General features: G+C 63.5%; 18 protein-coding genes. 4 read left to right on the forward strand and 14 right to left on the reverse strand.

The window, feature by feature from the left end; genetic code table 11:
- Positions 1 to 848: 848 nt before the first annotated feature.
- The 9 genes from KHO33_RS40420 to KHO33_RS40460 form a co-directional block, all read right to left on the reverse strand.
- Positions 849 to 3281, reverse strand: a complete 2433-nt coding sequence (locus tag KHO33_RS40420) for a hypothetical protein (protein WP_407946223.1) — start codon at positions 3279 to 3281, stop codon at positions 849 to 851.
- Between the two features lie 508 nt (positions 3282 to 3789).
- Positions 3790 to 4503 (reverse strand): ABC transporter ATP-binding protein, encoded by a 714-nt coding sequence (locus tag KHO33_RS40425; RefSeq protein WP_200568312.1) that lies wholly within the window; start codon positions 4501 to 4503, stop codon positions 3790 to 3792.
- Positions 4500 to 5252, reverse strand: a complete 753-nt coding sequence (locus KHO33_RS40430) for an ABC transporter ATP-binding protein (RefSeq protein ID WP_200568311.1) — start codon at positions 5250 to 5252, stop codon at positions 4500 to 4502. Before KHO33_RS40430 ends, KHO33_RS40425 begins: the two co-directional genes overlap by 4 nt.
- The gene (locus KHO33_RS40435; protein ID WP_200568310.1) at positions 5249 to 6538 is read right to left on the reverse strand and encodes a branched-chain amino acid ABC transporter permease; all 1290 of its coding nucleotides are present in this window, start codon (positions 6536 to 6538) and stop codon (positions 5249 to 5251) included. Before KHO33_RS40435 ends, KHO33_RS40430 begins: the two co-directional genes overlap by 4 nt.
- Positions 6531 to 7469, reverse strand: coding sequence for a branched-chain amino acid ABC transporter permease (locus KHO33_RS40440; protein WP_054036322.1), 939 nt, complete (start codon positions 7467 to 7469; stop codon positions 6531 to 6533). The genes KHO33_RS40435 and KHO33_RS40440 overlap by 8 nt, the downstream gene beginning before the upstream one ends.
- A 4-nt stretch (positions 7470 to 7473) precedes the next feature.
- The gene (locus KHO33_RS40445) at positions 7474 to 7923 is read right to left on the reverse strand and encodes an acyl-CoA thioesterase (protein WP_200568309.1); all 450 of its coding nucleotides are present in this window, start codon (positions 7921 to 7923) and stop codon (positions 7474 to 7476) included.
- Between the two features lie 3 nt (positions 7924 to 7926).
- Positions 7927 to 8457 (reverse strand): NUDIX domain-containing protein, encoded by a 531-nt coding sequence (locus KHO33_RS40450; RefSeq protein ID WP_200568308.1) that lies wholly within the window; start codon positions 8455 to 8457, stop codon positions 7927 to 7929.
- Between the two features lie 174 nt (positions 8458 to 8631).
- Positions 8632 to 9663, reverse strand: a complete 1032-nt coding sequence (locus tag KHO33_RS40455) for a threonine aldolase family protein (protein WP_054036315.1) — start codon at positions 9661 to 9663, stop codon at positions 8632 to 8634.
- A gap of 266 nt (positions 9664 to 9929) precedes the next feature.
- Positions 9930 to 11207: a YbfB/YjiJ family MFS transporter gene (locus KHO33_RS40460; protein ID WP_200568307.1), complete on the reverse strand. Its 1278-nt coding sequence runs from the start codon at positions 11205 to 11207 to the stop codon at positions 9930 to 9932.
- 119 nt (positions 11208 to 11326) lie between these two features.
- Between KHO33_RS40460 and KHO33_RS40465 the strand changes: the two genes are divergently transcribed.
- Positions 11327 to 12238: a LysR family transcriptional regulator gene (locus tag KHO33_RS40465; RefSeq protein ID WP_054036313.1), complete on the forward strand. Its 912-nt coding sequence runs from the start codon at positions 11327 to 11329 to the stop codon at positions 12236 to 12238.
- Positions 12239 to 12406: 168 nt separating this feature from the next.
- Here the strand turns inward: KHO33_RS40465 and alaS are convergent, their stop codons facing one another.
- Positions 12407 to 15031, reverse strand: a complete 2625-nt coding sequence (gene alaS / locus KHO33_RS40470) for an alanine--tRNA ligase (RefSeq protein WP_200568306.1) — start codon at positions 15029 to 15031, stop codon at positions 12407 to 12409.
- Positions 15032 to 15442: 411 nt separating this feature from the next.
- On the opposite strand from alaS, the gene KHO33_RS40475 reads away from it, so the two are divergent.
- Complete coding sequence (locus KHO33_RS40475; RefSeq protein ID WP_200568305.1) at positions 15443 to 16663, forward strand: CaiB/BaiF CoA transferase family protein; 1221 nt, start codon at positions 15443 to 15445, stop codon at positions 16661 to 16663.
- 128 nt (positions 16664 to 16791) lie between these two features.
- On the opposite strand, the gene KHO33_RS40480 is transcribed toward KHO33_RS40475, so the two are convergent.
- Together KHO33_RS40480 and ggt are read right to left on the reverse strand one after the other, a co-directional pair.
- A complete protein-coding gene (locus KHO33_RS40480; protein WP_054036309.1) occupies positions 16792 to 17352 on the reverse strand; it encodes an RBBP9/YdeN family alpha/beta hydrolase in 561 nt (186 codons plus the stop codon).
- Positions 17353 to 17393: 41 nt separating this feature from the next.
- Positions 17394 to 19148, reverse strand: a complete 1755-nt coding sequence (gene ggt / locus KHO33_RS40485; RefSeq protein ID WP_200568304.1) for a gamma-glutamyltransferase — start codon at positions 19146 to 19148, stop codon at positions 17394 to 17396.
- A 498-nt stretch (positions 19149 to 19646) separates the two neighbouring features.
- Here ggt and KHO33_RS40490 point away from each other — a divergent pair, with 498 nt between their 5' ends.
- Positions 19647 to 21356 carry a glutamine--tRNA ligase/YqeY domain fusion protein gene (locus tag KHO33_RS40490; RefSeq protein WP_054036304.1) on the forward strand — a complete coding sequence of 570 codons (1710 nt, stop codon included), beginning with the start codon at positions 19647 to 19649 and terminating at the stop codon, positions 21354 to 21356.
- 156 nt (positions 21357 to 21512) lie between these two features.
- Complete coding sequence (locus tag KHO33_RS40495) at positions 21513 to 22520, forward strand: transporter substrate-binding domain-containing protein (protein WP_200568303.1); 1008 nt, start codon at positions 21513 to 21515, stop codon at positions 22518 to 22520.
- 81 nt (positions 22521 to 22601) lie between these two features.
- On the opposite strand, the gene KHO33_RS40500 is transcribed toward KHO33_RS40495, so the two are convergent.
- Together KHO33_RS40500 and KHO33_RS40505 are read right to left on the reverse strand one after the other, a co-directional pair.
- Positions 22602 to 23051 carry an NUDIX hydrolase gene (locus tag KHO33_RS40500; RefSeq protein WP_200568302.1) on the reverse strand — a complete coding sequence of 150 codons (450 nt, stop codon included), beginning with the start codon at positions 23049 to 23051 and terminating at the stop codon, positions 22602 to 22604.
- 82 nt (positions 23052 to 23133) lie between these two features.
- Positions 23134 to 23523 (reverse strand): RT0821/Lpp0805 family surface protein, encoded by a 390-nt coding sequence (locus KHO33_RS40505; RefSeq protein WP_054036302.1) that lies wholly within the window; start codon positions 23521 to 23523, stop codon positions 23134 to 23136.
- Positions 23524 to 23901: the final 378 nt, after the last annotated feature.

Here is a 23901-nt window from a genome sequence, read left to right on the forward strand (position 1 = left end):
CGGGCTCGAGGCACTTTAGGCAGACGAGCTGACTGTCCATGTGGCGACAACTGATCGGGTCGGCGCCACAGGAGGGAATATACAAGTAGGCAAAAGAAAGCGGCTCAAACCGCTAATGCTAAGTGGGCACCGTGGTCTGCTTGGGGTAGTGGTGCATCTGGAATCCGTGTTCTCGCACATTCCGCGCTAGTGACAAAGGACTCATCGGCTCCCACTCCGCACTACGTGCGTCGCGGACGGGTCTGCAGGGGAAACCACGGGCTTCGGGTGCGCGCAGTGAGGGCCGTCGGCTTCGCCTCGGCGAGGCGCTCCTGCATTCACTCCGGAACCCCTCACTTCAAATGATTTGTCGGTGCCCCGCAAACACGGTCACGGCTGCGTGCCGGTGGCAGTGGCAGTCGCAGTGGCAGTCGCAGTGGCAGTCGCAGTGGCAGTGGCAGTGGCAGTGGCAGTGGCAGTGGCAGTGGCAGTGGCAGTGGCAGTGGCAGTGGCGAAGCAAAGACGAGCCACGGTCCGGTGGCGAGGCGTGAGCATTAAAACGTAGCGGTCGGTTTTATGAATGGCTCTTCGGCGCGCGTAGCGCCGCCGGAAGTATGACGCCCTTGTCACAAGCTTATGCAGCGGCACGAACACAGATTCCAGTCGCACCACTACCCGGTGCAGACCACGGGACCCGCTTAGCAGGGGCTTCTAGCCGCTTTCTTTTGCCTACTTTTCTTTGCGGCGGCAAAGAAAAGTAGGTGCCCCCCCGCACAGGGGGAACGCTAATAGACCACTAACAAAACAAGGAAAGGCCAAAGCCCCAGGAACACGGCCAAACAAGCGCCGCCGAAGGCAAAAACCCCAAGCTATTTCCTAGCAGCCAGATCCACCTCCAATCCCCCATCCTCCCCCATCCTCACAGTCCCCTTGGAAACATCCCTCCGATATCCATAAAGATCAAACCTCATAACCCCAGGATTAGAACTATCCCGAATAAAAGTCCTGGCATTCGTGACCAACGAATTAAACATCTTCACATCCCCAGACTCGATCCACACAAAACTCTTCGCCGCCCCAACAGGCGGCCTCGCAGCAACAACGGATGCATCCCGCTTGAACTTCAAAACCAACCCCTCATCAGTCACCGTCGCACTAGCCAGCCGCCCCTGCAAAACGGGCGGCGGAAACACGGTGTACTGATCGAACACCAGTTCGTTACCCTTCAACGCCACACCCTTTCGTGTAAACGGTGTCAACGACGCCAACGGAATATCCAGCGCCCGCAATAACCCCGCCTGCGGCACGCCCAACACCTTCACCGAGGTCGGCTCATAGACGAGATGCCGCTCATCCTTAGCCACGATCGTGCCGTTCATCGTCGTCGGCAACCACACACCAGGAAAGTGATTCCACAACTTGATGCCGCCCGTCACTTCCAACTTGCCGTCCACCGGCTTCAACTGCAAATCGTTCAGCGAACGCGGCTCATAGTCGAGCAGATAGTCGTTGAACAACGCCGCCATCGCAGGCCACGGCTCGACCACTTCGCCGCCAATGATGCGAATGTCGTACTGGTCAGGATCGTCGAGGTCGACCGGTTGGCCCGGCTTCTTCGGCACCATCTGCGCATCCAGCGAACGCACATGAAAACCGATTCGACCCGATACGTAGAAGTCCACATTCTCGACGTGAATCAACGGCGCAGGTCCGGACGAGTGCCGCTCGTCGTTGATCGCGGAGCCGGGCGTTGCCATGCTCTGGCCGGCAAATGCCGCCCGTGTGCCGACCGGGATCGCGCGTGCAACCGATGCCGTCCGCAACGTCGGCGGCACGTGTTGCCAGACCTGGCGCGCCTGCGCAAGCGACGCCTGCTGCGCGCGAATGAAGCTGTCGTTAAAGCGCGCGCTCGCGCTGCCCACCTGCGTCGGCGCATCTTTCGAGGCGCTAGCTAGCGTCGGATATGACGGCAAGTGCACGTCCAAGGCGCCCGCTTCGTCGAAGGTGAAGTAGCCGGCCGCCATCTGGTCGCGGTAGTGGTACAGGTCGAGCACGAATGGCGCATTCGTATCAAGCGGGGTCAGCGCCATGTCGATGTTCATCGGCATCGAACGCATGAACTTCACGTCGCCGCCCTGCACCAGCATCCCGCGCGGTGGCATCGTCGCGGGCCAGTCGATCTTCGGCACCGTGCGGTCGTCGAGCGTGAAGCGCACACCTGCCGCACTGGTGTTGATTTGCGTGATGGTCATGCGCAACGCGGGCGGTGGCGTGAGTTTGGCCACCTGCATTACGACGTCGTCGCCGTCGAGACGCGCGATCGGTGTGTCCACTTTCAACAGGTCGGCCATCTTCACGTGCGCGGCCTGCATCAGCTTGTCGGCGCCGACGCCGGCCACTTCGACGTGATCGGCATGGAACACGAGGTCGTCGGCGTTGCGCATCGACAGCGAACCGATCAGCACGATCGGCACCCACGTGTCGCGGTGCATTTCGCCCGTTATGCGCAAGGTGCCACCGTCTTTCGGCACGACACGCATATTGCGTAGCGGCGAGCCCTGGTACTGGAACAGGTAGCGATTGAAGATCGCAGTGAGCTTGGCGCTGTCGAGCGTGACGTCGCCGCGGTGAACGTTGATCGTTACGCTGGTCGGATCGTCGAACACGATCGGCTGGCCGGCGCGTGCCGGAGTCAGCGTCGCCGCCATGTCGTGAATCATGAAGCCGATGTCGCCGGTCACGCGAAAGTCGACGTCGCGCGCAAACATCAACGATCCGTCGATGCCGGAATCGCGCAGCGTCAGCGGACGGTTGCGCTTCTCGGTCATGCCGCTCGCGACTGGCACGCGTGCGGCGACGCGCTGTTCGGCAGCGAGCTGCTTGGCCTTGGCGAGTTCGAGCGAGGGGCGCGACGCGGAGGCGGGTTGATCGGCGCTCGCAACGGCGGTGCCGGTCGAAGCCGTAGCAACGCCGTTCGTGGCGTTAGCGGTGATTCCCGAACCATCCGGTTGAGATTTTGCCGTCGGCGCGCTGTCGTTGTTGCTCACAGCGTTCGCTGCGGCGCTCGTTTGTGTCGACGGTGCGGATGCGGCATCGCCGGTCGTGGAACTCGCGTCGGCGCACGCGGACATCAGCAGTGCAGCCGTCACCAGCGCGGCACCGGCGCCAGCTCGCGTGCGCCACGTTTCTGCGAGCGGCGAGCGCGCCACTCGACGCGACAACATTCTTTGAAGCGGTCGCAGCGCGGGCTCCGCCTGCACGCCGTCAGCCGATGTTTCGCCCAATGCGCCTGTCTGTTTCATGATGTCTCCTCCTGAGGCCGCGGCGCGTCTTTTGCGCGTCCGGCACGGCATGGTCGGTCGCACATACGTCGGCTTTAAACACCGTGCCGACGTTGCGCGCCTTTGACCTGATTGTCTTGATTTGTCAGCGCGCTGCCGACAAGATTTCTGGAGGACGCTCACCAAACGATCAAGCGTTTGAATCGCTACAACAAGTCACGGGAAAGCCCCACACATCAGGCTTGAGCGCGCTGTACGCAAACGGGATTCAAACGGCATTCGGGGCGCGAGTTGGGCGTGGAACGAGAGACGCGTGCATTGCGCAGCGCATGACGCGCGTGTCAGGACAACAAAATGGCCGCAAATTCGAATGCGGCGCTGCAATAAAACTGCAGCGGGATGGCTGCGAGGGATGCTCAGGTTCGGCTTCGCGAAACCGGGCTTGGGCGCCCTTTCGGAGCTGTCCTTGAGTGAGCTGCAGTGATGCCGGTGAACTAGCGGTTATGCGCGACTCCGCTACGCATCGCGGCTAACCCACGCCGAGCCATTCCTGCATCACGTCCGGCCGCTTCACAAACGACGCGAGCGCATCGTCGAAGACAATTTCGCCGTGCCCCATCACCGCAACCCTGCTGGCGATGTCTTGCGCAATAACGAGCCGCTGTTCGATCAGCAGCATCGCCACGCCACGATCACGCAGCGTCCGCAGGCACTGCGCGACCTGCCCCATCAAAAGGCTGGCCAGTCCTTCGCCCGGTTCGTCGATGACCAGCAGGTCGGGGTCGCCGAGCAATGCCCGGGCAAGCGTTAGCATCTGTTGTTCGCCGCCCGACAACACGCCGGCGCGCGTGCGCTTTCTTTCGCGCAGGACGGGAAACAGTTCGTAGGCGTCGTCGAAAGTGAAGCGCGGTGCACGGCCACGAGCGCGCGGCGCCACCCCGAGTTGCAAATTCTCGTGGACGCTCAGCGTCGGAAACACGTCGCGATGCTCAGGCACGTAACCGAGCCCCAGTCGGGCGATCTCGAAGGTGCGCAGCCCGCCGAGCGCATGGCCGGCAAAACGCAACTCGCCTTCGCTGCGCACGAGGCCCATGATCGCGCGCGCCAGCGTCGAGCGTCCCGAGCCGTTGCGGCCGACCAGTGCGACGACTTCGCCAGCTTCGATCCGCAAGTTGACGCCATGCAGGGTCTGGCTCGCGCCGTACCAGGCGTTCAATTGTTGAATGTCGAGCAAGGCGGTCATGGGCGGACGCTGTCGCCAAGATAAGCGGCGCGCACGGCCGCATCCGCGCGAATCGCCGCCGGCGTGCCGGTCGCGATGATCCGGCCTTGAACCAGCACCGAAACGCGGTCGGCAATCGAGAACACGGCGTCCATGTCGTGCTCGACCATCAGCAGCGTACGGCCGGCGGTGGTCGCGCGAATCAGTTCGATGGCGCGCGCCGCTTCGGCTCGATTCATGCCGGCAGTCGGCTCGTCGAGCAGCAAGGTGTGTGCGCCGCCGGCGAGCGCAAGGCCGAGGTCGAGCGCGCGTTGTTCCGCATAGCTGAGCGTGCCGGCCTTGATATCTCTGCGCGCACTCAGCCCCACGGCTTCGAGCACCTGCTCGGCGCGCGCATCGACCGTGCGTGAGCCGCTAAAACGCTGCCACCAGCGCGTGCGGTCGCGCTCGGCCAGCATGGCCGCGCAGCGCAGGTTGTCGAATACGCTCAGACGCGCGAATACGCTAGTGGTCTGGAAGCTGCGCGCGAGACCCCGGCGCGTGATGGCGGCCGGCGCGAGACGCGTGATCTCCGCGCCGAACAGATCGATGCGCCCGGCGTTCGGGCGTGCGCCGCCGGCGATCAGATTGAACAGCGTCGACTTGCCCGCGCCGTTCGGCCCGATCAATGCATGACGCTCGCCGGGCTCGATCGCAAGATCGACGCCGCGCAGAATCCGCGTAGCGCCGATGCGTTTTTCGACACCGTAGACCGCGAGGGCCGGGATCATCGCGCGTCTCCGGTGATCGGCGTAGCGATGGCGCGCACGGCAAGACGTGCTTGCGCACGATGCGCATAGTGCGCGGCAAGTGCGCCTGGCGCGGCCAGCATGAACACCACGACGCCGAGCCAGAGATGCGGCGAGGCCGGCTCCAGCGGCACGCCGATGACGCTGAACGCCGCGCCATCGGCCGCGCCGAATTGCGCGGCATAAGCCCACTGCACCGCGAGCACGATGGCCAGCGTCCATAACACCGCTGAGGCCGCGCCCCATAGATACGCCTTACCGCACACGCGCCAACCGTAAGCGGCAACACGTGCCGTGTGCCGCTGCATGAAGCCCGCCAGTCCATCCGGCGACGCCACCACGATGACGATAAAGAACAGTCCCAGGTAGAACAGCCAGGCCCGCGTCACGCTCGCCACCGCGACGCTGAAAAACGTCAGCACGATCGCGCCCGCGACCGGCCCGAAAAAAGCGCCTGTGCCGCCGATCACCGTCGCGATCAGCACGGCGCCCGAGCGCATCATGCCGACGCTTTCCGTCGACACCAGTTCGACATTGATCAGCCCCAGGGTGCCTGCTATACCCGCAAAAAACGCCGACATCACCACCACGCTATAGCGGATGCGGCGCGGATAGCAGCCGATCGCGGCCGCGCGCGCCGGGTTGTCGCGCACGGCGTTGGCGAGCCGCATAAACGGAGTGCGCGACAACACGAACATGGCCACGCTCGCCAGCACGCACCACAGTGCGATCAGCGCATAGGCCCCGCGCGCCGGGCCGAAACTCCAGCTTGCGAGCATCGGCCCACTCGCGCGATCGATCGGCACGCCGGCCTCGCCGCCGAACCAGTCGGGCAGCGTCCACGCGGCTGCGGCGACGAGCTCGCCGATGCCGAGCGTGATCATCGCGAAGGCCGTCCCTGCACGCCGGGTCGACACGAAACCGAACAGCACGCCGCACAATGCGCCGCCGATGCCACCGATCAACGGCAGCAGTACCAACGGCACACCGATGCGATTGAACACTTGCGCCGCGATGAGTGCGCCGAGGCCGGAATAGGCGGCATGACCGAAAGAAAGCAAACCCGTTTCGCCGAGCAGCAGGTTGTACGAGAGCGCGAATACGATCATCGTCGCGGTTTGCGCGAGATAGGCGAGGAGCCAACTTTGCGGCCAGACAAAGGGCGGCACGGCGAGGAACAGAACAAGCGCGAGCCATGGCGCGAACCTGCGTAACATCGAGCGCGGCTTGAGTGCCGGCACAACAAACTTTTCGGGTGGCTCACGCATGATCGTCACGCCGTCCGAACAGTCCACGCGGGCGCAGCGCCAGCATCGCGACTAGCAGCAGATAGGGAATCAACGGGGCGAGTTGCGCGAGCGTCAGCGTGTCCCATGCGTCCGGCAGCACGCCTCCGAATACGGCTGTGAGATCGCCCAACGACACGTCGCTCGCTACCGCGAAGGTCTGCACGCAACCGACGATCAGCGATGCCGCCAGCGCCCCGCTCAACGAGCCGAGGCCGCCGATCACGACCACCACGAAGACGATCGAGCCGAGCGACTCCGCCATCGACGGTTCGATCACGAAGAGCGGCGCGCCGATCACGCCGGCCAAAGCGGCGAGCGCCGTGCCCGCCGCGAACACGCCGGTGAACACGCGCGGCACGTTGTGGCCAAGCGCCTCGACAGCGCTCGCATGCGTGAGCGCGGCACGAACGATCAGCCCCGCCTTCGATACGCGCAACACCGCGTAGAGCACCGCCAGCATCGCCAGCGACACCGCCATCATGAAGGCACGATAGCGTGCGAAGGCCGCGCCGTAGAGGGTGAACAACGGTCCGTCGAGCACGGCCGGAACAGTCGCGCCAAGCGGACTCAAACCCCAGCCGAGCTTGACCAGTTCACCGAGCAGATACGCGGCTCCGAAAGTCAGCAGCAACTCGGGGAGATGACCGTGCACACGCACGCGGCGTAGCAGCCAGCGCTCCAACGCCGCGCCGATCAAGCCGACGATCAGCGGCGCGATCACGAGTGCACTCCAGAAACCCGCATGCGCCGCCACCGAAAAACCGACGTACGCGCCGAGCATATAGAAGCTCGCGTGCGCGAAATTCAGCACGCCGAGCATGCTGAAAATCAGCGTCAAACCTGCTGACAGCATAAACAGCAGCAGGCCGTAACTGACCCCATTCAGCAGGTTGATGACGAACGACTGCACGCGCCTATTCCGCCTGCACAGCGACGGTCAGCGGTTCGAGCGCCGCGCGCAAGTCGGCGGGCAAACTCACCGGGCGACGCGTGACGCGATCCACATACACGTGCACGAAATGCCCTTGGGCAGCGGGTTGATCTTCACCCGCCTTGAAGAGGCCCACTTCGTAGCGCACGCTCGAGGTGCCGAGCCGCACGACGCGCAAGCCCGCTTCGACGCGCTCGGGAAACACCAGCGGCGCGAAGTAATTGCAATGCGTCTCGACCACGAGGCCGATCGTCGCGCCATGCTCGAAATCGAGCACGCCGGCGCGGATCAAATACTCGTTCACCACCGTGTCGAAGTAGCTGTAATAGACGACGTTGTTGACGTGGCCATAGACGTCGTTATCCATCCAGCGTGAGGTGATCGGCAGAAAATGCGGGTAGGCGCTGCGCGTGGCCGGTGCGGGTTTGTTCATCGCTTACTGCCCCGGTTTTTCGACGAACTCGAACGGCAAGCCGCGCCGCCGCATCCAATCGCCGAGCGCCTGACCGGTGCCCGCACGCCACGGACGCAGTTTGGCCGGCTCGACCAGCCGGTATTCGAGCAATTCCGGCGACAGCGCGACCGTGCCGTACGCCTTCACGTGATACGCGATGATCAGTTCGTTTTTGCGGATGAATTCGTACACGCCGATCAATTCGACTGTCTCAGCGTGCAGCGAGGTTTCTTCCAGCACTTCGCGGGCAATGCCCTCTTCCGGGGTTTCGCCGTTTTCCAGAAAACCGGTGATCAGCGCGAACATGCCCTCCGGCCAGGCGGCATTGCGCGCGAGCAGGATCTTGCCCTCGTATTCGACGATCGCGGCCACCACTGGCAGCGGATTGTTCCAGTGGACATAGCCGCATTCTGTATCAGGGCAGATCTGGCGGATCCGGCCGCCTTCGTGTTCGGCATCGGCGCGCTCGATCAAGGGCGTAGCGCAGCGCGGACAAAATCGGTGTTCGGTCATGGCGAGTGGGTCGTCTCTTATGGTTTGTGTGCAGCGTTGTTCAGTGTTGAATGTCGTGCTGCGGCGGATTCAGCAACGCGTGCGCGATGCTGTTTGTACGCCTCGTTCCTGGTTCCAGCTTCCGGTTCAAGCTCACGATGCCAGGCCGGTCGCATGCGCGCAGCCGATGCGATTTCAGGCCAGGCACAAATCGCGTACTTCCGCGGCGAAACGCTCGACCGTTTCCGGCTGCGTGTCCCAAGCGCACATCAGCCGGCAACCGCCCGCGCCGATGAACTCGTAGAACTTCCAGCCGCGCGCACGCATTGCCTTGGCGGCCTGCGCCGGCAATTGCGCAAAAACCGCGTTCGATTCTCGCGGAAACATGATGCTCACGCCGGGAATTTCCTGCAACCTCGTTTCCAGCAAGGCCGCCATTGCATTCGCATGACGCCCATTGCGCAGCCAGACGTCGTTGTCCAGCAGTCCGAGCCACGGCGCGGAGATGAAGCGCATTTTCGAGGCGAGTTGGCCGGCCTGCTTCAGACGGTAGGCGAAATCGTCGGCGAGCGAGCGGTCGAAGAACACCACAGCCTCACCGACCGGCAAACCGTTCTTGGTCCCGCCGAAGCACAGCACGTCGACGCCCGCGCGCCACGTGATCTCGGACGGATGCACGTCGAGCGCCGCGACCGCGTTCGCAAAGCGCGCGCCGTCCATGTGCACTTTCAGATGACGCCGCTTGGCGATGGCCGCGATCGCGCGCACTTCCTCGACGGTGTAGACGGTGCCTACTTCCGTCGATTGGGTCAGCGTGACAACCTTCGGCTTCGGGTAATGAATATCGGCGCGACGGGTGACGACCGCTTCGATCGCATCCGGCGTGAGCTTGCCGCCAACGCCCGGCGCGGTCAGCAGCTTCGAGCCGCCGGAGAAGAATTCCGGGCCGCCGCATTCATCGGTTTCGATGTGCGCGAGTTCGTGGCAGATCACCGAATGATATGACTGGCACAGCGACGCCAACGCCAGTGAATTAGCTGCCGTGCCGTTGAACACGAAAAACACTTCGCAATCGGTCTGGAACAGATCCCGCAGACGGTCGCAAACCTGGTTGGTCCAGGAGTCGTCGCCGTAAGCGGGTTCGTGGCCGCTGTTATTGGCGGCGATCAGCGCGTTGAGCGCTTCGGGACAGATGCCGGCGTAGTTGTCGGACGCGAAATGTTGCATGGCTGGCGGCGCGCCCGGCGACGGGCGCGCTGAGATGACGGGAAAGCCGTCATTTTAGTGCGCCGGGGAGTTATTTGTTTTTTGGCTAGGCATTTGCCTCGTGGGCGGTTCAGCGGGCCCAAGTGCTCTTCGCAAGGCGGGGACAAACTTGCCTTGCCTTGCCTTGCCTTGCTGGTGCTGGTGCTGGTGCTGGTGCTGGTGCTGGTGCTGGTGCTTGCGCCTGCGGGACCAGTTAACGCCGAGGAATGCGCCACCTAGGAAGACCGTTAGTTGCAGCCGCAGTCGGGCATGCGGCCACGGCCTCGCGGCATGTGCGCCACGACGATCAGGCCGACCGCGCCCAACAGTAGCGTCCCTGCCGCCAGCCACAAGGCCGGCGAAAACGACCCCGTGTGCTCGGCGATCGGCGCGGCCACCAGCGGGCCGACGATCTGCCCCACGCCGTACGCCGCCGTCGCGTAGCCCATCAGGCCGGCCGCTTCGTCGCCAAGCAGACGCCGCGCCTCACGCATCGCGAACAGGGTGATGGCCGTAAATGGCAGGCCGATCAGGATGCTGCCGAGCGAGAAACCGCCCGCGGTGGGCCAGACGATGCCGAGCGCAATACCGGCGGCTTGCAGCACGTAGCAACCGGCGAGCAGCGTGCGATTGTCCCAATGCACCGGCAGGCGCGCCGCGAGCAGCGCACCGACGATCAAGGCCGCGCCGAACATCGGCCAGAACAGATCGGGCCAGGACGAACCCGGCAGCGCGTGGCGCGCGATCACCGGCAGGAACGTCGCGGTGATGATGTAGCCGAAGCCGGGCACGCCGTAGAGCAGGATCAGCCAGAAAGCGTCGGCGCGGTGCCAGGCGTGCTTTGTAGAGGAGCGGTGACCTTCGGGCAAGGCTTGCCGGGCAGCGGTGGTTGCCCCGCCTGTGGCGCGCGTCGCGCCTCCCGGGGCGGTCCGGAACACGGGCCAAACCACGATCGAAAGCACCGCCCCGATGAGTCCGAAACCGATCCAACCGACCGTCGCGCCATAGCCGCCCGCAGCGCTGACCAGCAGACCCGTTCCGACAATGCCCATGCCCGGGCCCGTATAGATCACACCGCCCCACCCGTGCGCGCCGAGTTCGGCGAGCCGCCGCAAGCCCCACTGCGAGGCGAACACGAAGGTCCAGGCGCTGACCGCGCCGGCGACGAAGCGCACGACGGCCCACACCCAGAATTGGCTTGTTACGCCCATCGCCAGCGTCAGCAGGACTGTCGCGACAAGCCCCACGCGCACCATGCGCGCCGGCTCGACCCGCAGCGCCGCACAGGTGATCGCGCCGACGAAATAGCCCGCGTAGTTGGCCGATGCGAGCCAGCCGCCGTGCTGGATATCGATCTGCGGCTGCCCGAAGGCGCTGCCGTGAAGCATCAGCGGCAGGAGCGGCGTGAACGCAAAACGGCCGATACCGAGCACCACGGCCAAGGTGATCATGCAGGCAAGCGCCGCGCGGCGGGCGGCGTGACGTTCGGCAACGGTGTCTTGCGCTCTGGAAGCGAGATCGATCATGAGCATCACGGATTGTGGAAGCGGGCCGGCAATTGCCGGTTTGTTCAATCCATATTAGCTTGACCTTTCAATCACGAAAAATGAATAATTAGGATATCAACCATCGCCAGGAGAGAATCGTGGATCTGGCCGCCTTGACCATTTTTCGTGCTGTCGTGCGGGAAAACGGCGTGACGCGCGCCGCTGCCAAGCTCAACCGCGTGCAATCGAACGTTACGACGCGAATCAAGCAACTCGAGGAGCAACTGGGCACCGACCTGTTCATCCGTGACGGCCGGCGCCTTGTTCTGACCCCGGCCGGCGAGACACTGCTGCCCTACGCGGAGCGTTTGCTCGCGCTCGCCGACGAGGCGCGCCATGCCGTGCGCGAGGATCGTCCGAGTGGCCGCTTGCGTTTGGGCACGATGGAAAGCGTCGCGGCGACGCGTCTGCCTGGATTGCTCGCGAGTTACCACCAGCGGTGGCCGGATGTCGCACTGGAACTCGAAACCGGCACGACCGGCAAGCTGATCGAACGGGTCCGCGAATTCGAAGTGGATGCAGCGCTGGTGGCGACGCCACAGGATCCTGCCGCGCTCGGCGAATTGTTCGAGACGGTGCCGGTTTTTCGCGAAGAGCTGGTGATGCTGTCGCCGCGAGGCCATCGGCCGATTCGCGAAGTACGGGATATTGCTTTATCGACGCTGATCGCGTTCGAACGCGGCTGCGCTTACCGCGCGTATATCGAGAAGTGGTATCTGGAGCATGGCGTGAGGCCGGCTCGCGTTCTGGAACTCGGTTCGTATCATGCGATCGTAGCCTGTGTCGCCGCCGGCGCGGGGGTGGCCGTGGCGCCGCGATCCGTGCTCAATCTGCAAACGGATGCGAGCAATATCGCGGTTCATGAGCTTCCCGATATTGGTGTGATCGAGACGCTGCTCGTCTGGCGACGAGGGCATTTTTCGTCCGCGCTCAATGCGCTGCGGCAAACGCTTGTGTCGGCGGAGGATGGGGTGGAGTTGCCTGCCACTGCACCGGTAGGCGTGGCTTGAATTTTTACTTGATGCTTTGTCTGTGTGGCGGGGAACGCTAACTGCCAGCGCAATCGGCCGGGTTGATGCACGGCAAGACACGGCACGACACGCCAAGGCCAGAAACAACATGGGCCATGCGGGACGCAAAAACCACCAGCGTCCCGCATGGCCCAATCAAACCCCGAATCAAAGCTGGGCTTCGACCCAACCCTTCACGCCTGCCAGTGCCGCCGGCAGATTCGCCGGTTCGGTGCCACCCGCTTGCGCCATATCCGGCCGGCCGCCGCCCTTGCCGCCGACTTGCTGTGCAACGAAGTTGACCAGTTCACCGGCCTTGACCTTCTTGCTCGCGTCCGCCGTCACACCGGCGATCAGGCTCACCTTGCCGCCCTCGACCGAAGCCAGCACGATCGCTGCGCTCTTCAGCTTGTCCTTCAGCTTGTCGACGGTCTCGCGCAGCGTTTTCACGTCCGCGCCCTCGAGCGTTGCAGCCAGCACGTGCACGCCGGCCACTTCGATTGCCTGACCGGCAAGTTCATCGCCCTGGCTCGAAGCCATCTTCGACTTCAGTGCGCTCAGCTCCTTCTCCAGCGACTTCACCTGGTCCTGCACCTGCACGATCCGCTGCGTCAGTTCCGACGGCTGCGCCTTCAACACGGCCGCTGCCGCATTGATCCGCGCGTCGAGATCCTGCACGAAGCGCACCGCGTTGTCGCCCGTGATCGCTTCCACGCGACGGATACCTGCAGCCACGCCGCCTTCCATCACGATCTTGAAGAGTCCGATGTCGCCCGTGCGATGCACGTGCGTCCCGCCGCACAGTTCGCGCGAGAAACCGAGGTCGAGCACGCGCACTTCGTCGCCGTACTTTTCGCCGAACAGCGCCATTGCGCCGCCCTTCACCGCTTCGTCGTACGGCATCACGCGCACGATGCCCGGCGCGTTCGCCAGCACTTCCGCGTTGACGATCGCTTCGACTTGACGGATCTGCTCGTCGGTCATCGGCGAATTGTGTGCGAAGTCGAAACGGGTCTTGTCAGCATCGACCAGCGAGCCCTTCTGCTGCACGTGCGAGCCGAGTACTTCGCGCAGCGCCTTGTGCATCAGGTGGGTGGCCGAGTGATTGCGCTCGGTGCGGGCGCGACGCACTGCATCGATTTCCGCCTTCACGACGTCGCCGATTTTCAACGTGCCCTGCTCGAGCGTACCGTGATGGCCGACCACGTCCGCCTGTACCTTCAGCGTGTCGGTTACCGCAAAGCGCACGCTCGCGTTCGCCAGCACGCCCTGGTCGCCGACCTGACCGCCCGACTCCGCGTAGAACGGCGTGTGGTCGAGCACGACGACCGCCTGCTGGCCATTGCTCACTTCCTTGACCGACGCGCCGTCGACATACAGCGCGATCACTTTCGCGTCGTCGAAGATGATTTCTTCGTAGCCGTGGAACGTGGTCTTCGCGCCCGAGTATTCGAGGCCCTGCGCCATCTTGAACTTGCCCGCCGCGCGCGCCTGTTCGCGCTGACGCGCCATGGCTTCGTCGAAAGCGGCTTCGTCGACCGTCACTTCGCGCTCGCGGCAGACGTCTGCCGTCAGATCCAGCGGGAAGCCGTAGGTGTCGTGCAGCTTGAACGCGAGTTCGCCGTCGAGCGTCTTGCCGCCCTTGGCTTCCAGATCGGCCAGCGCGCTTTCGAGAATCGACATGCCGTGCTCGATGGTCTCGAAGAAGCGCTCTTCTTCCTGACGCAGCACGTCGGTCACGCGTTGCTCGGCTTCCTTCAGTTCCGGATAGGCGCCGCCCATTTGCGCGACGAGGTCCGGCACCATGCGGTGGAAGAACGAACCCTTCTTGCCCAGCTTGTAGCCGTGGCGGATCGCGCGGCGCACGATACGGCGCAGCACGTAGCCGCGGCCTTCGTTGCCCGGAATCACACCGTCGACGATCAGGAACGAGCACGCGCGGATGTGATCGGCGATCACCTTCAGCGAGTTGTTCGTCAGATCGGTCACGCCGGTTTCGCGGCCCGCGGCCTTGATGAGCGCCTGGAACAAATCGATTTCGTAGTTGCTGTGCACGTGCTGCAGAACCGCGGCGATACGCTCGAGACCCATGCCCGTGTCGACGCACTGCTTGGGCAGCGGCGTCATGTTGCCTTGGGCGTCGCGGCTGAATTGCATGAACACGAGATTCCAAATCTCGATGTAACGGTCGCCGTCTTCCTCAGGCGATCCCGGCGGGCCACCCCAGATTTCCGGACCGTGGTCGTAGAAAATTTCCGAGCAAGGGCCGCACGGCCCGACGTCGGCCATCTGCCAGAAGTTGTCAGACGCGTAGCGCGCACCTTTGTTGTCGCCGATGCGGATGATCCGTTCGACCGGCACGCCGACTTCCTTCGCCCAGATGTCGTGCGCTTCGTCGTCTTCGTGATAGACGGTGACCCACAGCTTGTCTTTCGGCAGTTGGTACACGCCCGTCAGCAATTCCCACGCGTAGTGGATCGCGTCGCGCTTGAAGTAGTCGCCGAACGAGAAGTTGCCCAGCATTTCGAAGAACGTGTGGTGACGCGCGGTGTAGCCGACGTTTTCCAGATCGTTATGCTTGCCGCCGGCGCGCACGCTGCGCTGCGCGGTCGTGGCGCGCGCATACGGACGCGATTCCGCGCCGAGGAACACATCTTTGAACTGCACCATTCCCGAATTGGTGAAGAGCAGTGTCGGGTCGTTGCCGGGCACAAGGCTCGACGAGCGAACGATCGTATGGCCCTTCGATTCGAAGAACTTGAGGAATTTCTCGCGGATTTCGGCGGCTTTCATAGCGTGCGGGGGACGGGTTTGCCAGTTCCCTGGCTGTTACCGGCGGCATCAAGGGGATGCGCCAACTGTTTGTTTCTTAAACGACTGATTATACGGGATCGGCGCCCGTGCGCGGCGGCTGCCCTGTCCCGCCCTGCTCCCGATGGCCATTCGGCCAGGTTTGGCTGGGTAGCGAGTGACATAGCAAGGCGCACCGCGCGTCCTATGCCGTTCGGCTGAGTACGCCGGCGCGCGGGAATCGCTTAAGATTGCCCCCATCCGCGGCGCCACGTGCGCGGAGTCACCAACCACAAATCTTGCATGGGGCCGGAGTAAGTGCTTTGCATGGGGCCGAGAGTAGCGCGCTAAAGCGCGAACTCTGGCCGACAGCTAAAGCGCTAACTCCGGCCGACATAGGAGACATTGAAGAATATGGGCGCTCTCAGTCATATCCGCGTGCTGGACCTCACACGCGTGCTCGCCGGGCCTTGGTGCGCGCAGACACTCGCCGATTTCGGTGCCGACGTGATCAAGATCGAACGGCCCGAAGTCGGCGACGACACGCGCCACTGGGGGCCGCCGTACCTGAAAACGCCGGAAGGCACCGACACGCGCGAGGCCGCCTACTACCTCGCGGCCAATCGCAACAAGCGCTCGGTCACCGTCGACATCGCTTCGCCCGAAGGCCAGCGGATCATCCGCGAACTGGCCGCGCAAAGCGACGTGGTGCTGGAGAACTACAAGGTCGGACAGTTGAAGAAGTACGGCCTCGATTACGCGTCGCTGAAGGAAGTAAAGCCCGATCTGATCTACTGCTCGGTGACCGGCTTTGGGCAAACCGGCCCGTATGCGCAGCGCGCCGGCTACGACTTCATCGTGCAGGGAATCGGCGGCTTCATGAGCATCACCGGCGAGCGCGAAGGCCAGCCGGGCGGCGGTCCGCAAAAGGCCGGCGTCGCGATTGCCGATCTGATGACCGGCATGTATTCGACCATCGCCGTGCTCACGGCGCTTACGCATCGCGACCGCACCGGCGAAGGCCAATACATCGACATGGCGCTGCTCGATGTGCAGGTCGCCATGCTGGCCAACATGAATTCGAATTACCTGGCGAGCGGCCAGCCGCCCGTGCGCTGGGGCAATGCGCATCCGAACATCGTGCCCTACCAGACCTTCCAGACGAGTGACGGCTGGATCATCGTCGCGGTCGGCAACGACGGCCAGTTCCGCAAGTTCGTCGAGGTGGGCGGCCGCCCCGAACTCGCCATTGACGAGCGATTCGCGACCAATCCGGCGCGCGTACGCAATCGCGATGTCCTCGTGCCGATTCTTGCCGACATGGTGCGTCTGCAGGGCAAACAACAATGGATTGCCGCCCTCGAAGCAGCCGGCGTACCGTGCGGACCGATCAACGATCTGGGCGAAGTGTTCCAGAACGAGCAGGTCGTGGCGCGTGGGTTGCAGGTCGATCTGCCGCATCCGTCGGGTGGCACGGTCAAACTGGTGCGCAATCCGATCAATATGAGCGGCACGCCGCCCGAAGCGCTGTCCCATCCGCCGACGCTCGGTGAGCACACCGACAGCATCCTGCGCGATGTGCTCGGCTACGACGAGGCACGGATTGCGGCGTTGCGGGACCAGTCGGTGATTTGAGGCCGGCTGCGTTGCGGGCGAGTGATTTGGGGCCGGCTGGGACGGTGGCGGTTTTTTGCGAAGCTGGCGACGGTGCCAGCTCACTCGCCGCCCTACACTCGCCGCCCTAATCTTTGCAAATCAGGCCATCACCGCCGCTCGCCCAATGAAGCCAGCCAGCGCCGCCCCTCGTCCCAATCGCCGAGGCCGCTGTCGGCATTGATGTGGCCGCGCGGCCCGATATCGATCCAGCGGCTGCCCCACGCGCTCGCACACGTCTGCGAAAACGGCACACCGCCGTATGGATCGTCGCTGCTCGACACGACGATGCTCGCGAACGGCAGGCGCACAAGCGGCACCGGTGCAAAGCCGCTGGCGTCCTGCGGAAAATGTGCTCCGGAGGGATCGGGCACGGCCACCAGTAATGCACCGGCCACTTTGGCCAACTGCTCAGTGCTCGCGTACTGCGACGCCCAGAAAGCGGTCGCGAGGCAGCCCAGGCTGTGCGCAGCGAACACCACCGGCGAGTCGGCTGCGGCCACTGCGGCGTCGAGCGTGCGACACCACGCATCGCGCGTCGGATGGTCCCAGTCAGGCATCTGCACGCGCACAAAGGCAGGAGCGAGCGATTCCCAGAGCGTCTGCCAGTGACCCGCGCCGGAGTTCTGGTAGCCCGGCAGCACGAGTACGTTTAGTTTTTGTCCGTTCATTGCGTTCCCCGTCGCAGTTCGTTTTTCAAGTTCGCTTTCACTCAATGCATCACACGACCCACACCCACACCTCGCGGATCAGCCGCCGGCTCGGGTGTCGTCCCTTCGACACGGATCATCTGCACGTCGCCGTTAAACGACTGCCCTTCCAGCGTGTAGCCCCTGGCTTTCAACTGATCTGCCAACTCGCCCGTAATCGGATGATACGGCTCGAAATAGATCGTCTTCGGCGGCAGCAACTGATGATGGAACCGCATCGCAGCCAAAGCATCGGCCGGCGTCATGTTGAAATCGTACAGGTTGGTCATGACCAGGAAGATCGACGTGAGGATTCGCGAGCCGCCGGGCGTACCGATCACGAGCGACACCTTGTTGTCCTTCAACAGAATGGTCGGCGTCATCGACGAAAGCGGCCTGCGCCCCGGGGCCACCGTGTTCAGGTCGTCAGCCGTGGCGCCGGACGTGCCGGCGGCAGCCGGTTTGGTGACGAAGTCGTCCATCGCGTCATTGAGCAGGAAGCCGCCGCCGTCCACCACCACGCCGGAACCGAAATCCCCGTTCAGCGTGTAGGTGTTCGACACGGCGTTACCCCACTTGTCGACCACCGAAAAATGCGTGGTTTGCGCCTTCTCCGGCGTCGCGTCGCCGAGGCCGCCTTTGACGGGCGTGGCGCCCGGCACTTCATCGGGTTTCACTTCATCGGCGCGTTGCGCGAGGTAGGCGTCGCTGGTCAGTTTGTCGACCGGCACCTTGTACGAATCGGGGTCGCCGATGTATTGCTGGCGATCGGCGAACACGCGGTCTTCGATCTGCGCGATCAGATGGATATACGGCTCGGAATTCAGCTCGAGACCTTCGAACGCCGGCTTCAAATCGGCCTTCATCTTCAGCATCTGGATCAGCCCGACGCCGCCCGAACTCGGCGGCGGCGCGGTCACGACCTGGTAGCCATTCCAGTCGGCGGTGAGCGGCTGGCGCCAGACAGCCTTGTATTGAATCAGGTCCTGCTTCGTGACCAGACCGTGGCCGTACATCTGCTGGGCGATCAGATCCGCGGTGCGGCCTTCGTAGAACTCACGCCCGCCGTCGCTGGCAATGCGCGAGAGGGTTTGCGCGAGTTCCGGCTGGCGATACATCACGCCCGCCTTCAGGTTCGAGAAGTAGGCGTCGAAATTGGTCTTGCCGGCGAAAGTCTTCGCCGCCACGTCGTGGCGCTGCTGCAACCCCTGGTCGACCTGGAAGCCGTCGGTGGCATAACGGATCGCGGGCGCCAGCACCTGCTTCCATTTCAGCTTGCCGAAGCGCTGCTGCGCTTCCCACATGCCCTCGACGGTGCCCGGCACGCCCACCGCGCGATGGCCGACGAGGCTCATACCCGGCACGAGGTTGCCTTTATCGTCGAGGTACATGTCGCGGGTCGCCTGTTGCGGCGCGCGCTCGCGATAGTCGAGAAAATACGGCTTGCCGTCCATGAACACGGTCATGAACCCGCCGCCGCCGATATTCCCCGCGTCCGGACAGGTCACGGCCAGCGTGAAGGCGATCGCCACCGCGGCGTCCACGGCGTTGCCGCCGGCGGCGAAGATCTGCTGGGCGGTGTCGGCGCTGTAGCGATCCGGCACAGCCACCGCCGACGCGTCCAGCACGGCCTTTGGCGGTGGCGTTTTCGCGAGTGCGGGGGCCGGCGCGAGGAAGCTGCCGGCGAGCGTGGCGAACACGGCCGCAGCCGTCACGATCCGTGCGAAAGACAAAGAGGCGAAAGGCGCGCGAGGCGCGTCATGCGACGGGACGGACATCCGAGAAACTCCGGGAACTAGGAGCGCCATGTTGCACGAACAGAAAGCGTCCATGCCAGGGCGGCCCAATGGGTGAGGTGCCTGCGCGCCCGGCAGCGCTCTCGCCCGGCGCTACACGGCGGGGCACAGGCAGCGCAATCCGAAACGGCTTGAGCGGGGCGCGGGTGTGCGGCGAGGCTGACTGGCTTGCGCCGCACGGCCGCAAAGCAGCGCCGGGGAAAAAATCCGTGGGCGAACATCATGTTGCCCGTGCGCGGCGCGTGGAGAGTGCGCCGCTCGCATCGTAAGTCGCCATGGACCGCGCCAACAAAACGTTTTACCTCCTGTTACAGCACATTAAACGCAGCTTGCTGGTTCTCGTCCTGCCCCCAAAAACCGCCCGAAACCGCTCAAACGTTGGCTGCGCGCCGCACTCGCCTGCCGCGAGCGAATGCGTCAGGTAGAATTGACGGATAAGTGGGCGCATTGCGCGTCCCCGACAGACTTTCACCTTCTCGCATGAATACCGAACGCAACGACGCGCCAGCGGCATCCAATTTCATCCGCAACATCATTGACGAAGACAACCGCACCGGCAAGTGGGAGCAGCGCGTCGAAACGCGCTTTCCGCCTGAGCCGAACGGCTACCTGCACATCGGTCACGCCAAGAGCATCTGCCTGAACTTCGGCGTGGCGCGCAGCTACGGCGGCGTGTGCCATCTGCGCTTTGACGATACGAATCCGGAAAAGGAAAGCGTCGAGTACGTCGACTCGATCATCGATTCCGTCCGCTGGCTCGGTTTCGAGTGGGAAAAAGGCGGCAAGGAACAGCTCTACTTCGCGAGCGACTACTACGACAAGCTGTACGAATTCGCCGAACTGCTGATCGAGCGCGGCAAGGCGTATGTGGACAGCCAGTCGGCCGAAGAAATGCGCGCGAACCGCGGCTCGGCTTCCGAAGTCGGCACGCCGTCGCGCTTCCGCGACCGTTCGGTGCAGGAAAACCTCGACCTGTTCCGCCGCATGAAAGCCGGCGAGTTCAAGGAAGGCGAGCACGTGCTGCGCGCGAAGATCGACATGTCGTCGCCGAACTTCAACATGCGCGACCCGGTCATCTACCGCATTCGCTTCGCGCATCACTACCGCACCGGCGACACATGGTGCGTGTACCCGATGTACGACTACACGCACTGCATCTCGGACGCGCTGGAAAACATCACGCATTCGCTGTGCACGCTCGAATTCGAAGACCACCGTCCGCTGTACGACTGGATTCTGAACGAGCTGGCCGAAGCCGGCATCTTCACGCGCCCGCTGCCGCAACAAATCGAGTTTTCGCGCCTGAACCTGACCTATGCGATCACCAGCAAGCGCAAGTTGCTGCAACTGGTGACCGAAGGCCATGTCGAGGGCTGGGACGATCCGCGTATGCCGACCATCGTCGGTGTGCGCCGCCGCGGTTTCACGCCGGAAGCGATCCAGTTGTTCTGCGAACGCATCGGCGTCACCAAGGTCGATTCGTGGATCGACATGAGCGTGTTCGAAGGCGCGCTGCGCGACGATCTGGACGACAAGGCGCCGCGCACTGCTGCCGTGCTCGATCCGGTCAAGCTGATCATCGACAACTTCCCTGAAGGCGTGACCGAGCCGTGCAATGCGCCGGTCCACCCGCATCATCCGGAAATGGGGGTTCGGGAGTTCCCGATTTCGCGCGAACTGTGGATCGAACGCGAGGACTACAACGAAACGCCTCCGAAGGGCTACTTCCGCCTGTTCCCGGGCAACAAGGTGCGCTTGCGCTACGGCTATGTGATCGAATGCATCGGTGCGGACAAGGACGAGAACGGCAACATCGTCGCAGTCCACTGCAACTACTTCCCGGACAGCAAATCGGGCACGGAAGGCGCGAACACCTATAAGGTCAAGGGCAATATTCACTGGGTCAGCGCGGCAGGCGCGGTCCCGGCCGAAGTGCGCATCTACGACCGTCTGTTCAAGGAACCGCAACCGGATGCCGGTGGCCGCGACTTCCTCGAAGCGCTGAATCCGGATTCGAAGCGCGTGGTCAACGCCTACCTGGAACCGGGTGCGCGCGACGCGCTGCCGGAACAGCGTTATCAGTTCGAGCGCCACGGCTATTTCGTCGCCGACCGCGTCGATTCGAAACCGGGCAAACCCGTATTCAACCGCATCGTCAGCTTGCGCGACAGTTGGGGCAAGCCGGCGTAAGCTGGAGCCACTACAGCGCGAAGCGCATCTGACGTTGCCTCACCGACGTCAAATACGGCGTGCATTTCGCGAGCGGGATGCACGCCGTTTGTTTGCATCATGTTCCATCGACAGTGACAGCGCGGCATACGTGCACGCGCGAGTCCGGGAGGCCCGATGAAAGTTGCAGCCCGTCGCGGGGAAAGTGCGTGGGACACAGCACGAGGCGCGGGTTATGCGCGTACCGCTGCTGCTACGCGCATAACCCGCGCCGCACGCGTCGCGCATAGCATGCGCTGCGCACTCGTAGCGCTGGGCGCGTTTGGCGCGGCATCGCTCGCCTGCCCCGCTTCCGCGGACGAACTCACCGGCACGCTGAAGAAAATCCACGACGATGGCGTGGTCGTGCTCGGCGTGCGAGAAGCGTCGATTCCCTTCTCTTACTTCGACGGCACGCGCACAGTCGGCTACTCGCAGGCCATCGCGCTGCAGATCGTCGACGAAATCAAGAAAACGCTCGGCCTACCGCAACTGAAGGTGCACGAAGTCACCGTGACCTCGTCGAACCGCACGCCGATGTTGCTGAACAACCAGATCGATCTGGAATGCGGCTCAACCACGCATACGGTGGAACGCGAAAACGTGGCCGCGTTTTCGAACAGCTTCTTTCAGTACGCGGTGCGCATGATCGCGCGCAAGAGCAGCGGCATTACGGATTTTCCCGACCTGGCCAGCAAGACGGTCGTGACGACCGCGGGCACCTCTGACGAGCGCCTGCTGCGCCGCCTGAACACCGAGAAGCATCTGAACATGCGCATCACGAGCGCGCGCGACCATGCGGAAGCATTCACCGCGGTCAAGGATGACCGGGCCGTGGCCTTCGTGATGGACGAGCCGATCGTGTACGGTTTCAAATCGACCGACCCGCACCCCGAAGACTTCGTGGTAACCGGCACGCCGCTCGGCTATGAGGTCTACGCTTGCATGTTCCGCAAGGGCGACGAGCCGCTGCGCACGCTCGTGAACGGGGTGATCGCACGCGGCCAGCTTGCCGGCGACGCCGAGCGTCTATACAACCAGTGGTTCACGCAGCCGATTCCGCCGCGCGGCATCAATCTGAATTTTCCGTTGTCGGAACAGAACCGCACGCTGTTCGCGCATCCGAACGACCGCGCGCTGGACTGAGCGCGTCGGCACCGCCACGTGGCAGATGCAGGTGGCGGGTGCTGCCAGTGCCACAGCCCAAACGCCTCATCCACCGCACCGCTACAGCATTCGATGCAGTTCCGCGAGTGAAAGCGTGGTTTGAAAAAGCCGTGTGAGACTGCGGCTCGCATACCGCTCGACTTCGTCCGGTGCGGTCCAGCGATATGCGTCCATTTCGGGGATCAGCGTGCCGTCGGAGCGGCGCGGAAACAGCGACGTGCAGATGCACGAAGACAGATCAAGTTCGTCGGCGCTCGCACGCGCCGCGAACAGATGCAGATCCTTGTCGCGCCGGTAGACGAACAGTCCGAGATCCTTCAAGCGCCCAGGTTCGATCACGATACCGGTCTCCTCGACCATCTCGCGCAACGCCGTGACGTGCGGCGCCTCGCCCTCTTCGCCATGCCCTTTCGGAACGTCCCAGTGCGACGTTTCGGTGGCGTGCGCGAGCAGCACCCGGCCGTCCGGGTCGAGCAGCACGACGCCGCATGAGACGACCCGCGCGCTCATCGACGCAACGCGCCGCAAGGACGCACGGCTTCAGGCTGCGCCGGCGGCAAGCCGGCGCGCATTGTCATACCCGCCCGCACGCTCAGTGCTTTTTCTGCAATTGCCAGTTGCCGCTGCCCTGTTTGCAGAACTGCGGACGCAGGTTCATCGATTGCCCTTTCGCATTCAGCACGACGCCGACATCGCGGCAGGTACGCTCGCCATCCTTCGCGGTACTGGCGAGGCTGATCGTCGCGTCGATCTTCACGCTATTGCCGGTGCCTTCGTTGACCCAGCTCACGCTTTCGCCGTCCTGCTTGTCGTTCAAGGCAGTGAACACGGCGCTCTTGATCGAGTCGACGTCGCGTTGCTTCATGTAGCTGATCGGCGTGTCGTTCAGAAAACCGAGGTTCGCCGCTTGCGCGCCGATGGCGCCGCCAAGCAGCAGGCCACCGACGGTCAGGTGAAACAGGGCACGGGGTCGCATCGACATGAAGGGTTCTCCTCGAAGAGTGGTTCGGCGGTCTCGAGCGCGCTCACGGCGGCTCGTGATCTGGACCCCAAAAGCATAGCATGTCGCCCTCGAAGTGGCCGCCCGGATGCGGCCTAGCGACGGCCTTCGACAGCGTGTAGCGGCCAGCTCCATGCTATGGGGAACGAACTGGTGCGACGAGCGCTCAGACTTTTTAGGACACGTCTCATATTTTCTTATGAAACGTCTCCTTAAGATAGGTCTGTTGCGCTGTAGCGCTGATCAAGCTGACCTTGCCCCCGAAAAACGAATCTCTTGCTGAGTGTGTAAACTCAAGCAAGGAGAAGAAACGATGACGGTCAAGGCAAAGCGGGCGCAGTACACGCTCGAATTCAAACT

This window comes from Paraburkholderia nemoris, assembly GCF_905221015.1.
Taxonomy (GTDB): domain Bacteria; phylum Pseudomonadota; class Gammaproteobacteria; order Burkholderiales; family Burkholderiaceae; genus Paraburkholderia; species Paraburkholderia nemoris.